Here is a 12,816-nt window from a genome sequence, read left to right as displayed (position 1 = left end):
CTATCGCGGCATTGCAACACGTTACGACAAAAACCCGGCCAATTTCCTGGCTGCTGTCAAACTCATCGCTGTCCGCATCTGGTGCATCAGTTTATGAGTCTACGCCGTAGGCATCAAACGCTTGCGGTCATGCCGCCATCAACATGAAGCACCTGGCCATTGACGAAGGAAGAGGCGCTGCCGCTAAGATAGACCGCAGCGCCGACCAGTTCTTCGACATTCCCCCAGCGGCCTGCCGGTGTCCGCTTTTCCAGCCAGCCGGTGAAGTCAAGATTATCGACCAACGCCTGATTGAGTGGTGTTTTGAAGTAGCCCGGTGCAATTGCATTGATCTGGAGCCCGTGCTTGGCCCAGTCGGTTGCCATGCCGCGTGTCAGGTTGCGCACGGCACCTTTGGTTGCGGTATAGGGCGCGATTGACGGGCGGGCGAGTTCGCTTTGCACGGACGCGATATTGATGATCTTGCCGCGTTTGCGACCGATCATATGACGCCCAACAGCCTTGCCGACATAGAAGACACTTGAAACATTGGTTTCCAGCAGTTGCAGCCATTTGTCTTCCGGGAAATCCTCAAGCGGTGCACGATGCTGCATTCCCGCATTGTTGACCAGAATCTCAATTGCGCCGATGTCGCGCTCGATAGCATCGACGCCTGCTTTGACGGCTTCACGATTAGTCACATCGAAGGTGGAGATATGCGCTTTATGACCTGCATCTTGTAGGATCTTCACCGCAGTCTCGACTTTGGTCTGATTGCGGCCGTTGATGACGACCTCCGCGCCATGTTCCGCCAGACCTTGTGCGAGCGCGAAGCCAATGCCCTGACTTGAACCCGTTATCAGCGCCAGTTTTCCCGACAGGTTGAATAGCGGAAATGTCATAAGTTTCTCCCAGATATTCAGACGCATGAATGGTCTTTGGTACGCATATTCTTGCTTAAATGCTATCGATAACAGACACAAAGTTGAACAGCGGGAGAACCCCAAAACGGCGTTTTAAAAAATCGATATGCGGTTTTTTCCGTTTTTCCGCATGAAAATATGCTTAAGGCTTTCGAGATTGCAGGAGCATCGCACCCGGTCCATGAAAGTTCAGTTGCGCTTTCAAAGTCTGATGCTCAAAATGCCAATTAAATGAATAGTTTGATCAGTCGGCTTGAGCCGGATAGCAAGGCCATGTAAGGAGGACCTTGGGAGCAAGAGGAGGAACTGATGAAGATTACCGCACTGGAAACTGTGCGTGTGGCAGAGCGCGCCAATCTGCTGTGGGTTCTTGTTCATACGGATGAGGGGATCACCGGACTTGGCGAAACATTTTTCGGTGCGGAAACTGTTGAAGCTTACATCCATGAATATGTTGCACCACGGGTTATTGGCCGTGATCCACTGGAAATAGACCGTCTGGCATCTGACCTTGTGGGCTATGTCGGCTTTCGCTCATCTGGAGCGGAAGTGCGCGGCAACTCGGCCTTTGATATCGCCTTATGGGATATCTTCGGCAAAGCGACAAACCAGCCAATCGCGCAGCTTTTGGGTGGGTTCACCCGCCGCGAAATCCGAACATACAACACCTGTGCAGGCACGGAATATATCAAGAAAGCGACGGGTCAGACCACGGGCAATTATGGCCTTTCAACCGGTCGTGATTATGATGATCTGAATGGCTTTCTGCACAGGGCAGATGAATTGGCCCACTCTCTTCTTGAAGAGGGCATCACGGCTATGAAAATCTGGCCTTTTGATGCTGCTGCGGAAAAAACGCGCGGTCAATATATCGCATCGTCGGATATGAAAGCAGCGCTTGAGCCTTTTGAAAAAATTCGCAAGGCCGTTGGCGATCGCATCGATATTATGGTGGAATTCCACTCCATGTGGCAGCTTTTGCCCGCGATGCAGATCGCAAAAGCGCTGACGCCTTATGGCACTTTCTGGCATGAAGACCCCATCAAGATGGATAGTCTCTCCAGTCTCAAGCGATATGCAGACGTTTCTCCTGCGCCCATTTCCGCATCTGAAACGCTGGCCTCGCGATGGGGCTTTCGCGATTATCTTGAAACCGGCGTTGCGGGCATTGTCATGCTGGATATTTCCTGGTGCGGCGGATTGTCGGAAGCGCGGAAAATTGCGTCCATGGCTGAAGCGTGGCATCTGCCTGTTGCCCCCCATGACTGTACTGGTCCGGTGGTGTTGTGTGCTTCGACCCATCTTTCGCTCAATGCGCCGAACGCACTGGTGCAGGAGAGTGTCCGTGCCTTTTATCGGACCTGGTATCGCGATCTTGTCACGGCTTTGCCAGAGGTGAAGAACGGCATGATTACGGTGCCGCCCGGCCCGGGTCTTGGTATGGCATTAAACCCGGAGCTGGACAAAGCATTCACGGTAAGCCGCCGGGTTTCAGATACAGCCTCGATATAAGGTCGAGCAATTTAACTTACAGTCATGATCGGAGGCTCCATGTCTGCCACCACGCAACCACACCACGGCGGTAGCGCCATGCCAGCAATCGCCGGACCGGCTATTATGCTTATCGGCATGCTGATGTTTTCATTAAACGATGCAATGGGTAAATGGCTTGTCGCCAGTTACAGCGTTGGTCAGGTTATTCTCATTCGCAGCGTTGCGGCGCTTATAATTTTGGCGCCCTTTCTTTGGCGGGCTGGGCTTCAACCCATTGTGAGAGCAGAAAAACCTTTGCTGCAAGCAGCACGTGTTTTCTTTTCGACCTTGGAGGTCTTTGCGTTCTACTATGCGGTCATGTATCTGCCGCTGGCTGATGTTATGACATATTGGTTGGCCGCACCGATCTATGTGGCGGCGGCTTCGCCTTTTCTGCTTGGCGAAAAAGTTGGCTGGCGTCGCTGGACAGCCATTGGTATCGGTTTCGTGGGGGTGATTATCGCGCTTAATCCTTCCAGTGCCATGTTTACCGCGCCCGCAATTATTTCAATTCTCGGTACGATTGCCTTTGCTTTCATGATGGTCTCAGGCCGCAGCCTACGCGCCACACCGGACAAGACGCTGGTTTTCTTTCAATTAATGGGTGCACTGATCGCGGGCTTCATTTTTGCGCCGTTTGACTGGCGGCCGATGGAAACGTCTACCGATCTTGCACTCATGTTGCTTTTGGGAATCGTTGCGATGGCTGCGCATATGCTCGTTAATCGCGCATTGAAAATATCCGATGCGGCAACAGTCGCTCCGTTGCAATATACGCTTTTGTTGTGGGCTGTGCTGTTTGGCTGGATGTTCTTTGGAGATGTTCCGAGAACAAGCATGATGATCGGCGCAGTGCTCATCGTGGGATCAGGGTTGTTCATCTTCTTCCGTGAACAACGGGTAAAGCGGGAAGCTTGAAAGCGTATTCGTTATCTTTCAAAAACTTCTCAATGAAAAAAGCCCGCGGTGAATGAACACCGCGGGCTTTCTTTTTGCATTGGTGCTTAGATTTACTTGCGCAGATCAGCGAGGATGCTCTGAACGCGGTCAACGATATCCGGGCCGATGTCAGCCTTATGCTTTTCGTAGATCACCTGAGACTTTTCGAGGATGCGGGCATGTTCTTCGGGCGTGATCGTGTTGAATTTAACGCCAGCCGCTTCGATTTTTGCCAGCGACTTCTTGTTCAGTTCGGCAATCACGCTGCGTTCGACATCGCGACCAACGCTGGCACATTCCTTCAGAGCAGCCTGTTCTTCAGGAGAATAGGTGTTGAAGATGGGCTTGGAGAACAAGAAAAGAAATGGTGTGTAAGCGTGTTTTGTTTCGGAAACATATTCCTGCACTTCATAAAATTTAGAGGTGTCGATTGTCACATAGGGATTTTCCTGTGCATCAATCGCCTTTGTTTCCAGCGCGGAGAAAACTTCACCAAAGGCCATTGGAGTGGCATTGGCGCCAAAATTTTTGAATGTATCGAGGAAGATATTGTTCTGCATAACGCGAACTTTCATACCTTCAAGATCTTCCCATTTGTTGACTGGGCGCTTGGAGTTGGACAGGTTGCGGAAGCCGTTCTCCCAATAACCCAGATTAACCAGACCTGCTGCATCGAGCTTTTCATTCAGAAGATCGCCGAATTCACCATCCATGACGGTATAGGCTTCTTCAGCGTTGGCGAACAGGAACGGAAGATCGAAGACGCCGAGTGCTGGAACAATGCCAACCAGAGGCGAAGAGGACGTGACAACGGCTTCCTGAACGCCAGAACGCAGAGCCTGCGTTGCCTGAAGATCACCGCCTAAAGCGCCACCCCAGAATGCGGTCAGCTTCAGCTTTCCATCCGATTTTTCATCAAGACATGCCTGCATTGCCTTGATGCCGTCGCCAACCGGGTGATCAGCATTGATACCGTTGGAAACGCGGATGTTCCGGCTCTTGAATTCAGCCTGCGCTGGTGCAATGGCAAACGTTGCAACGGCAGAAACCAGTACGGTTGTTGCGATTAGGAATTTTCTCATAAGTATCATCCCAGAGTTATAGAAAGTAGAAGAAACCAGTGGCTCAATAGAGCCAGCTGGCAGGAACAAGAACGAGACTTGGGAACAGAACCAGAAGGAGCAATACGCAAATCTCGGCAATCAAGAACGGAAAAACGCCTGTTATGACACGACCGAGCGGCACACGGCCAACGCCGGAGACGACGTTCAGCACAACACCAACCGGTGGTGTGAGAAGGCCGATAGATGTGTTCATGATAAAGAGAACGCCGAAATAAACAGGGTCAATACCTGCTTTTTGGATAATCGGCATCAGAACCGGCGTTAAGATCAGAATCGTGGGTGTCAGATCAAGTGCTGTACCCACAACCAGAACCAGAAGCATGATCACGAAGAGCAACAAGGTCGGACGGTCGATCAGTGGTTCGATATAATTGCTGATCTCAGCCGGAATATTCGCTGCTGTAATAAGCCATGCAGACACGAGAGCCGCGCAGACAAGGAACATAACAACAGACGTTGTTTTCGCGGCTCGAAGAAACACGTGACCAAGATCGGTAATCTTGAGTTCGCGGTAAATGAACATGCCCACAAAGAGGGCGTACATGGCCGCAACGACCGCCGCCTCAGTGGGCGTTACAATTCCGGCCCGGATGCCACCCAGAATGATGACAGGCATGCCAAGTGCCCATGCAGCGCGACCACTGGCTTTCAGGCGCTCTTTGCCTGAAACGCGAGGAAGAGTTTCGACTTTGTCCTTCCGGACAACCAACAGCCAGGTGATGATGAGACAGATTCCCATCAAGATGCCGGGGAAGATGCCTGCCATGAAAAGTTTGGTGATGGAGACATTGGCGGCGACACCGAAGACAATGAAGGCCATTGAAGGTGGAATGACCGGCGCAATAATGCCGCCTGCAGCAATAAGGCCGGCAGAGCGAGGAACATTATAACCCGCCTTGGCCATCATCGGAATGAGAATGGCAGCAAGTGCTGCAGTGTCGGCAGCCGCAGAGCCGGAAATCGACGCCATGATGATGGCCGCGAAAATGGCGACGATGCCCAATCCACCGCGAATATGACCAACGCAGGCAATTGCAAAATCAATGATCCGACGGGACAGGCCGCCTGAGTTCATCAACTCACCAGCGAGAATGAAGAAAGGGATCGCCAGCAGTGTGAATGTATCAGCACCTGCAATCATGTTCTGCGCAATGATCTGCGTATTGAACATGTCCATGTGCCACATCAGCGCGACACCACAGAGCATAAGTGCAAAAGCGACCGGTACGCCGATGGCCATGGCGCCGACGAGCGATCCAATGAATACGAGAAGAGTCATCAGGCACGCTCCGAGAGTTTTTCAATGCTAGTATGTTCACCCGCGAAGGCAGAAATTTCGTCTTCGGTGATGCGGCCCGTTACAATGCGGAACAATCTTTCAAGCGAAATCAGGAAAATGCCGGCGCCCGTGAACAATCCGATGCCGTAAACCCAGCCCATGGAAAGACCGCTCACAGGCGCGACCATGGAGGCGTTGATTGGTAGTTGCTGCCAGGTTCCCCAAAACAGGACCGCCGAAACGCCCAGAATGATCAGGTTGGAAAAGCCCATGAGAACAATTCTGCCGGTTCGCCCAAAGCGTGAAACCACCGTTTCCACACCCATATGCAGGTTTTCACGGTGTGCAACGACGGCACCAATAAAGGTCAGCCAGACAAAAAAGTATCGGGACATTTCATCGGAAATGGCAATGCCTGAATTCATGCCATAGCGAAGGACAACATTGATGAAAACCATCAGTGCCATGCTTGCCAGCGCCAAAATCATAAGCAGCGCCAGAAATCGGAAAAACAGATCAGTTAGCTTCTTGATCATGACATCATGCCTTTTGTATTCGGCGCAGGGACGCGGTCGAACAAAATAGCATTTTGCACATTGGCAGGCAAAATTCTGAGTGCACTCAGCGAATGCTTTGAATTCAAGCGACCCTCCTCCCGATAGCCTCCCTCCAATGGAAGCTACAATTATTTGTTTCCTGTCTCATGCACAGGGAAACATACGACTCAACATTTAGCGACAAACAGGTCGCTTGCTGGCCTTCTCCTCCACATGGAACAAGGCTATGCTCATCTTATAAGACAGCGGCCTCCAAAACCGACGCTGCCTTATTGTCAGGATGTCTGACAACTGTGCCAACTGTTTTAGTTGGAGTTTGTTTCCCTGTCCAGAACTGAAATTACGTGTTCAGTGATCGTCTGTTAAAGCTTAACTTTAAACGGTTGTCGGCGTTATCAGCGGGCCCGCAAAAAACATCGATAGAGATTGACCGTCGCTCCGCGCTTCGCAGCAACGCATGCAGGCAAAGGTTCCACACATATTATGTGCGCAAAGTCCGCCCGCATGCAGCGCGCCTGTGTATATTCTTCAGGCGCTTGCTTGAGAGTTCACAGGAAAGCTCAATTGGCAGCCCGGATTCATCACGTGAGCCGGATCAATTGCAGTCTTGATCTTGCTCAGCAACTGCCTGCGAATATCAGGCAGGCGTTTTTCAAAATCTGGACGCTTCAGACGGCCAATCCCATGTTCTGCGCTGATTGAGCCTTCGTAACGTTCGAGCACATCATTGATGATGTTTTTGGCTGCATAAATGCAGGCATCAATCTCTTTGCGATCAAGCATCATGGGCGGCAGAACATTGAGGTGAACATTGCCATCGCCAACATGACCGTAAGATACGCAAATGCACTCTGGAAGAGAAGCATAAACGGCAGCTTCTGCGTCACGGACAAAATCTGCGAGGCGCGACAATGGCACAGAAACGTCTGTCCGCAGATGTGGCCCACGCTTGGCCTGACCTTCATTCATTCCTTCGCGGAACAGCCACAGTTTACGGGATTGGTCATGCGAAGTTGCAATAACCCCGTCCACAACAAGACCATCCTGCATGACGTTTTCAAGAAAGCGCTGCATGAGGTCTTCAATATCGATCAGGCCGGAGCCGGAAATTTCCATCAGCACATAGGCCGGGTAATTTCCATCCATCGGCATGGCCAAATCCGGCATTGCTTCGCGTGCCAGAGTGAAGGCAAGAGGTGGCATGAACTCGAATGCCGACATCAAGTCGCAACAATCATATCGTGCGCGGCGATAGAGCGCGATCGCATCATCAAGAGAATTCAGTCCGAGCAGCGCGGTCGTGACCTGTTCAGGATGCGGCATAAGCTTGACGGCAACGGTTGTAATGATGCCCAAAGTGCCCTCAGCGCCAATGAACAGCTGCTTCAGGTCTATACCGCGGTTATCTTTGCGCAGCGTTGAAAGGCCATCGAAGATGGAGCCATCCGGTAGCACAACTTCCAGACCGAGGACGAGTTCACGCGTCATGCCATAGCGCAGCACATTAATGCCGCCTGCATTGGTGGACACATTGCCGCCAATGCGACAAGACCCCTGTGCGCCCAGCGCAAGTGGAAAGAACATTCCAGCCGCTTCAACCCTGTCCTTGAATTCCGACAGAATGCAGCCAGCCTCGACGACTGCCGAAAAATCATCGGCATCAATGCTGCGCACGGTTGTCATGCGCTCAAGGCTTAGAACAACCTGCGTTGCTGGGGAATCGGGTATTGCGCCAAGCACAAGACCGGTATTGCCGCCTTGCGGGACAATGGAAAGTCCACGCGCGCTCACCGCTTTTACGCATGCGGACACATCTTGTGTGGAGCGCGGACGCAGCACCGCAAGAGCACTGCTAATCACATCGTCGTGCCAATCCCGGCAATAGCGATCCATATCGTCGCCGCACAGAACAAGGTCTGCTCCCAATTGAGCGACCAGCGCCTGCACATGATCTGATGCGATGTCAGCGGCGCTCGTTGGTCTGATTTCCAGTTGCATGATTCCTCCAGCCGCCTGCCTGCCTTGTTCGATGATGCAGAGGGCAAATTCATTATTTTGGTTTTCAAGCGCATGATATAAGGTTATCAGACAACCTTACAAATACTTTTTCGGGCTTGTGGTGTTGGAGCACACAGAATCGAATAAGATCTGTCGTGGAGGAGAAGACAATGCATATTATGATTATAGGCGCGGCAGGTATGGTCGGCCGCAAGCTGTCGCAGCGATTGGTTAAAGATGGTGGCCTTGATGGCAAGTCAATCGAAACGCTGACGCTGGTCGATGCCGTAAAGCCGGAATCGCCTGCAGGTTTTACAGGCAAGGTCAGGCTTGAAAGTGGCGATTTTTCTGTACCCGGCACCGCTGAGAAGCTGATCGAAACACGCCCAGATGTCATTTTTCATCTGGCGGCCATTGTTTCGGGTGAAGCAGAGCTTGATTTTGATAAGGGATACCGGATCAATCTCGATGGCACGCGCCTTCTGTTTGATGCCGTTCGCCACGCGCACATGGAAGACGGTTATTTTCCGCGCATTGTTTTCACGTCTTCGATTGCAGTTGTCGGCGCGCCGCTGCCGTTTCCTATTCCCGATGAGTTCCACCTGACGCCACTAACCAGTTATGGCACGCAGAAGGCAATCTGCGAGTTGCTGTTGTCGGATTATACGCGGCGCGGCTTTTTCGATGGCATTGGTATCCGCTTGCCGACGATTTGCATTCGTCCGGGCAAGCCCAATGCAGCCGCATCAGGCTTCTTCTCGAATATCTTGCGTGAGCCCTTGATCGGGCAGGAAGCCGTGTTGCCTGTATCCGACGACGTTCGTCATTGGCATGCCTCGCCGCGCTCTGCCGTTGGCTTTCTCATTCATGGGGCGACGATGGATCTTCAGCGCGTTGGAGCGCGCCGCAATTTGTTTATGCCGGGTCTTTCCGTCACCGTCGGAGAACAGATCGAAGCATTACGCCGTATCGCCGGTGAAAAAGCGGTCGCGCTTATTCGTCGCGAGCCGGATGAGATGATCATAAAGATGTGTGCGGGATGGGCGCCGGGTTTTGAAGCCAAGCGCGCGCGTGCGTTGGGCTTTGAGGCAGAAACCTCATTTGACCAGATTATTCATGCTCATATTGAGGATGAGCTTGGAGGTTCGCTTTGACGCGCAAGATTGCTTTCCTTGGCACAGGCCTTATGGGCGCGCCAATGGTTCGACGCCTGCTTGGTGCTGGTTATAGCGTTTCTGTATGGAATCGCGACAACACAAAGGCCGAGCCCTTGGCCCAAAAGGGTGCGACTGTCGCCACAAGCGCTGTTGAAACGGTCAAAGACGCCGATCTGGTTTTTACAATGCTCTCCGATGGCAAAGCGGTCGGCGCGGTGCTGTTTGATGGGGGCGTTGCAGCCGCGCTTAAGGCGGGTGCCGTTGTCATTGATACTTCGTCTATCGCTCCACCGATTGCGCGGGAACATGCGCAGCATTTGAATGCAATGGGTATCCGGCATATTGATTGCCCTGTTTCCGGCGGTACTGTCGGAGCAGAGGCAGGAACCCTTGCACTCATGGCTGGTGGTGATGGGGCACTTGTTGAAGAACTGGCGGATGTGTTTGCAGCTCTTGGCCGTGTTACGCATGTCGGGCCTTCGGGTGCGGGGCAGATATGCAAGCTTGCCAACCAGCAGATTGTTGCAATCACCATCGGTGCCGTTGCTGAAGCCATGATGCTGGTGGAAGCCGGTGGTGCGGATCGCGGCAAGTTTCGCGATGCCATTCGCGGTGGCTTTGCGGAAAGCCGCATTCTGGAACTGCATGGCAAACGCATGGTAGAGCGCAGTTTTGAGCCGGGTGGACCTTCACGGTTACAATTGAAAGATCTGGATGCAGTCGCAGCAATGGCTGAAACTCTGTCCCTTGAGTTGCCGCTGACCGAGGGAGTTCGTGATGAATTCCGCGCATTTGTAGAATCCGGCCATGGGGAAAAGGACCACTCAGGCTTGTTGATGTATTTGGAGAGGCTCAACAATCGTGAGCGGGAGGAAGACCAATGAATGATGATCGAAACACGCCGCGTCGGCTACGCTCTCAGGATTGGTTCGATAATCCCGATCATCTGGATCTGACAGCGCTCTATCTTGAGCGCTTCATGAATTATGGCACCACGCCTGAAGAATTGCGTTCGGGCAAGCCAATTATTGGTATTGCCCAGTCTGGCAGCGATCTCAATCCCTGCAATCGACATCATCTTGATCTTGCAAAGCGTATCCGGGACGGCATCCGGGACGCGGGCGGCATTGTCATTGAGTTTCCAAGTCATCCGCTGTTTGAAAACTGCAAGCGCCCGACGGCAGCGCTGGATCGAAATCTGGCCTATATGACGCTGGTTGAAATCCTCTATGGATATCCGCTTGATGGCGTTGTGCTGACAACGGGTTGCGACAAGACCACCCCATCCGCTTTGATGGCCGCTTCGACTGTCGATATTCCAGCAATCGTGTTTTCGGGCGGACCTATGCTTGATGGCTGGCATGAGGGCAAGCTCGTAGGCTCCGGCACGGTGATATGGCAGTCGCGCCGCAAATATGCAGCGGGTGAAATTACCAAAGAAGAATTTCTTGAAGCAGCGCTGAGTTCTGCGCCGTCCGTCGGCCACTGCAATACGATGGGAACGGCATCGACGATGAATGCTATGGCAGAGGCGCTTGGCATGTCGCTTACAGGTTGCGCTGCCATTCCGGCGGCCTATCGTGAGCGCGGCCAGATGGCGTACCGCACAGGCCGCCGCGCGGTCGAACTGGTGCTGGAAGACATCCGTCCATCCAGTATTCTGACGCGCGCATCATTCATCAATGCGATCAAGGTCAATTCGGCGATTGGCGGCTCAACCAATGCGCAGCCACATCTGATGGCGATGGCAAAACATGCCGGTGTGGAACTGAGGCCAGAAGACTGGCAGGATGAGGGGTTTGACATCCCGCTGCTTGCCAATATCCAGCCAGCGGGTGAATATCTGGGTGAGAAATTCCACCGGGCGGGCGGTGTTCCGGCAATCATGTGGGAACTGCTCTCGGCGGGAAAGCTTGACGGGTCCTGTGCAAGTGTTACCGGAAAGACGATTGCCGAAAATCTCGAAGGTCGACAAGCTTCCGATCGCGATGTGATTTACCCTTATGCACAGCCGCTCAAGGAGCGTGCGGGCTTCCTTGTCATGAAGGGTAATCTGTTTGATTTTGCCATCATGAAAATGAGCGTTGTCTCACCGGAATTTCGCGAACGTTATTTGTCTGAACCGGGCCGCGAGGGTGTTTTCGACGGTCGTGCCATCGTTTTTGACGGATCAGAGGATTATCATCAGCGCATCAATGATCCTGCGCTCAATATTGATGAGCGCTGCATTCTGGTCATCCGGGGCGCAGGTCCACTCGGCTGGCCGGGTTCTGCCGAAGTCGTTAATATGCAGCCACCGGATCACTTGTTAAAACGTGGCATTACGAGCCTGCCAACGATCGGGGACGGTCGCCAATCGGGAACAGCGGACAGTCCGTCCATTCTCAACGCTTCACCGGAAAGTGCTGCGGGCGGCGGTCTGGCTTGGGTGCGCAATGGCGATATCATTCGCATCGACTTCAATGAAGGCCGGTGCGATATGTTGGTGGATGATGCCGAGATTGCACGCCGAAAAGCAGACGGCATTCCAAAAACACCGGCGGATGCCACGCCATGGCAGATGATCTATCGGCAGACCGTCACCCAACTCGCCGATGGCGCAACAATCCGCGATGCGGAAAAATTCCGCCAGCTCTCGAAGACGCCTCCTCGGCACAACCATTAATCGACATGGTTCGCCATTTGGTTCTTAAGCGCATTGCCAGCAAAAGTGCGAAGCGGTTTTGCGGGGCATAATGCGTTAAAACAGATATTTAGAGCGCCGATCTCATTCAATCAGACGGCGCTTTAAGCTTTTCGATGTGTCCCAAAGCCTGACCGACATCCTCACCCCGCTCAGGTCGGATTATGCTCCCATCACCCATGGTATGACTGGACGTCACACGTGAGATGCGGATGCGTTTGACGGTTTTACCCTCTCCAACCTCCATCCATTGCACAGCGGCATTTTGGTCTGTGTCATTGAGCAGTGCTATGATGTCGAGCCCGCGATGCTGGAGTTCACGCAGTGCGCGGTTTGGCAATAGTCGGGACAGGAATTTCAAGGGGGCAGCGGGTAGTTTGAATTGTTCCACGCAGATGCCGTCAACATATTTCTCGATAAGGATGAAGTTCATGGAACGACCTTTCTACGTTCGTTATAAATGGCCTTCTCATGGCCAAAGAGGAAGCCTGGATCAGGCAGGATCACGGCCACTATATGCAAAACCATAAGCGCGGTTCGGGGAATCGTGCTGTAGGAGTTGTTTGAAACATCCCCTTGAAGATGTTGATAGCTCAAAACACGCGCTTTCGCCCATGAGGTGCGGGTCCACAGGTTGATGACCA

General features: G+C 52.7%; 11 protein-coding genes and 1 pseudogene. 6 read left to right on the top strand and 6 right to left on the bottom strand.

From position 1 onward, the window contains the following. A pseudogene (locus ABE530_RS18065) lies at positions 1 to 97 on the top strand (IS5/IS1182 family transposase); the annotation flags it as partial. A gap of 16 nt (positions 98 to 113) precedes the next feature. Here ABE530_RS18065 and ABE530_RS18060 read toward each other — a convergent pair. Beyond that, on the bottom strand, positions 114 to 881 hold the full coding sequence (locus tag ABE530_RS18060; protein WP_499695477.1) for an SDR family oxidoreductase: 768 nt from the start codon (positions 879 to 881) through the stop codon (positions 114 to 116). Between the two features lie 330 nt (positions 882 to 1,211). Between ABE530_RS18060 and ABE530_RS18055 the strand changes: the two genes are divergently transcribed. Both ABE530_RS18055 and ABE530_RS18050 read left to right on the top strand, forming a co-directional pair. After that, on the top strand, positions 1,212 to 2,414 hold the full coding sequence (locus ABE530_RS18055) for a mandelate racemase/muconate lactonizing enzyme family protein (protein WP_265985924.1): 1,203 nt from the start codon (positions 1,212 to 1,214) through the stop codon (positions 2,412 to 2,414). 39 nt (positions 2,415 to 2,453) lie between these two features. Further along, positions 2,454 to 3,353, top strand: a complete 900-nt coding sequence (locus tag ABE530_RS18050; RefSeq protein ID WP_396998340.1) for a DMT family transporter — start codon at positions 2,454 to 2,456, stop codon at positions 3,351 to 3,353. A 92-nt stretch (positions 3,354 to 3,445) separates the two neighbouring features. Here ABE530_RS18050 and ABE530_RS18045 read toward each other — a convergent pair whose 3' ends face one another. From ABE530_RS18045 to ABE530_RS18030, 4 genes are all read right to left on the bottom strand, one after another. Next, the gene (locus ABE530_RS18045; protein ID WP_499695476.1) at positions 3,446 to 4,456 is read right to left on the bottom strand and encodes a TRAP transporter substrate-binding protein; all 1,011 of its coding nucleotides are present in this window, start codon (positions 4,454 to 4,456) and stop codon (positions 3,446 to 3,448) included. A 43-nt stretch (positions 4,457 to 4,499) separates the two neighbouring features. After that, positions 4,500 to 5,777: a TRAP transporter large permease gene (locus tag ABE530_RS18040; protein WP_265985922.1), complete on the bottom strand. Its 1,278-nt coding sequence runs from the start codon at positions 5,775 to 5,777 to the stop codon at positions 4,500 to 4,502. After that, positions 5,777 to 6,313: a TRAP transporter small permease gene (locus ABE530_RS18035; protein ID WP_396998342.1), complete on the bottom strand. Its 537-nt coding sequence runs from the start codon at positions 6,311 to 6,313 to the stop codon at positions 5,777 to 5,779. The genes ABE530_RS18040 and ABE530_RS18035 overlap by 1 nt, the downstream gene beginning before the upstream one ends. A gap of 549 nt (positions 6,314 to 6,862) precedes the next feature. Next, positions 6,863 to 8,332, bottom strand: coding sequence for an FAD-binding oxidoreductase (locus ABE530_RS18030; RefSeq protein ID WP_499695475.1), 1,470 nt, complete (start codon positions 8,330 to 8,332; stop codon positions 6,863 to 6,865). A gap of 170 nt (positions 8,333 to 8,502) precedes the next feature. Between ABE530_RS18030 and denD the strand changes: the two genes are divergently transcribed. Genes denD through ABE530_RS18015 form a run of 3 tightly spaced genes read left to right on the top strand, consistent with a single transcriptional unit; the run spans position 8,503 to position 12,154 of the window. Then, positions 8,503 to 9,486 carry a D-erythronate dehydrogenase gene (gene denD, locus ABE530_RS18025; RefSeq protein ID WP_499695474.1) on the top strand — a complete coding sequence of 328 codons (984 nt, stop codon included), beginning with the start codon at positions 8,503 to 8,505 and terminating at the stop codon, positions 9,484 to 9,486. Beyond that, positions 9,483 to 10,373 carry an NAD(P)-dependent oxidoreductase gene (locus ABE530_RS18020; protein WP_499695473.1) on the top strand — a complete coding sequence of 297 codons (891 nt, stop codon included), beginning with the start codon at positions 9,483 to 9,485 and terminating at the stop codon, positions 10,371 to 10,373. Before denD ends, ABE530_RS18020 begins: the two co-directional genes overlap by 4 nt. Further along, entirely contained in the window at positions 10,370 to 12,154 is a 1,785-nt protein-coding gene (locus tag ABE530_RS18015; RefSeq protein WP_499695472.1) for an IlvD/Edd family dehydratase, read from the top strand. The genes ABE530_RS18020 and ABE530_RS18015 overlap by 4 nt, the downstream gene beginning before the upstream one ends. Positions 12,155 to 12,260: 106 nt before the next feature. Here the strand turns inward: ABE530_RS18015 and ABE530_RS18010 are convergent, their stop codons facing one another. Beyond that, on the bottom strand, positions 12,261 to 12,605 hold the full coding sequence (locus ABE530_RS18010) for a hypothetical protein (RefSeq protein ID WP_265985917.1): 345 nt from the start codon (positions 12,603 to 12,605) through the stop codon (positions 12,261 to 12,263). Between the last annotated feature and the right edge of the window lie 211 nt (positions 12,606 to 12,816).

Origin of the sequence: Brucella sp. TWI559, from assembly GCF_039674265.1 — a bacterium.
Taxonomy (GTDB): domain Bacteria; phylum Pseudomonadota; class Alphaproteobacteria; order Rhizobiales; family Rhizobiaceae; genus Brucella; species Brucella chromiisoli.
Note: the sequence above shows the minus strand (reverse complement) of the source record. Positions and strands in the feature narration are given on the sequence as shown.

Bases quoted from the DNA above. Each gene is read 5' to 3' on its own strand.
- ABE530_RS18010 (WP_265985917.1), bottom strand. From the start codon at position 12,605: ATGAACTTCATCCTTATCGAGAAATATGTTGACGGCATCTGCGTGGAA.
- ABE530_RS18045 (WP_499695476.1), bottom strand. From the start codon at position 4,456: ATGAGAAAATTCCTAATCGCAACAACCGTACTGGTTTCTGCCGTTGCA.
- ABE530_RS18055 (WP_265985924.1), top strand. From the start codon at position 1,212: ATGAAGATTACCGCACTGGAAACTGTGCGTGTGGCAGAGCGCGCCAAT.
- ABE530_RS18015 (WP_499695472.1), top strand. From the start codon at position 10,370: ATGAATGATGATCGAAACACGCCGCGTCGGCTACGCTCTCAGGATTGG.
- ABE530_RS18030 (WP_499695475.1), bottom strand. From the start codon at position 8,332: ATGCAACTGGAAATCAGACCAACGAGCGCCGCTGACATCGCATCAGAT.
- ABE530_RS18035 (WP_396998342.1), bottom strand. From the start codon at position 6,313: ATGATCAAGAAGCTAACTGATCTGTTTTTCCGATTTCTGGCGCTGCTT.
- ABE530_RS18050 (WP_396998340.1), top strand. From the start codon at position 2,454: ATGTCTGCCACCACGCAACCACACCACGGCGGTAGCGCCATGCCAGCA.
- ABE530_RS18040 (WP_265985922.1), bottom strand. From the start codon at position 5,777: ATGACTCTTCTCGTATTCATTGGATCGCTCGTCGGCGCCATGGCCATC.
- denD (WP_499695474.1), top strand. From the start codon at position 8,503: ATGCATATTATGATTATAGGCGCGGCAGGTATGGTCGGCCGCAAGCTG.
- ABE530_RS18060 (WP_499695477.1), bottom strand. From the start codon at position 881: ATGACATTTCCGCTATTCAACCTGTCGGGAAAACTGGCGCTGATAACG.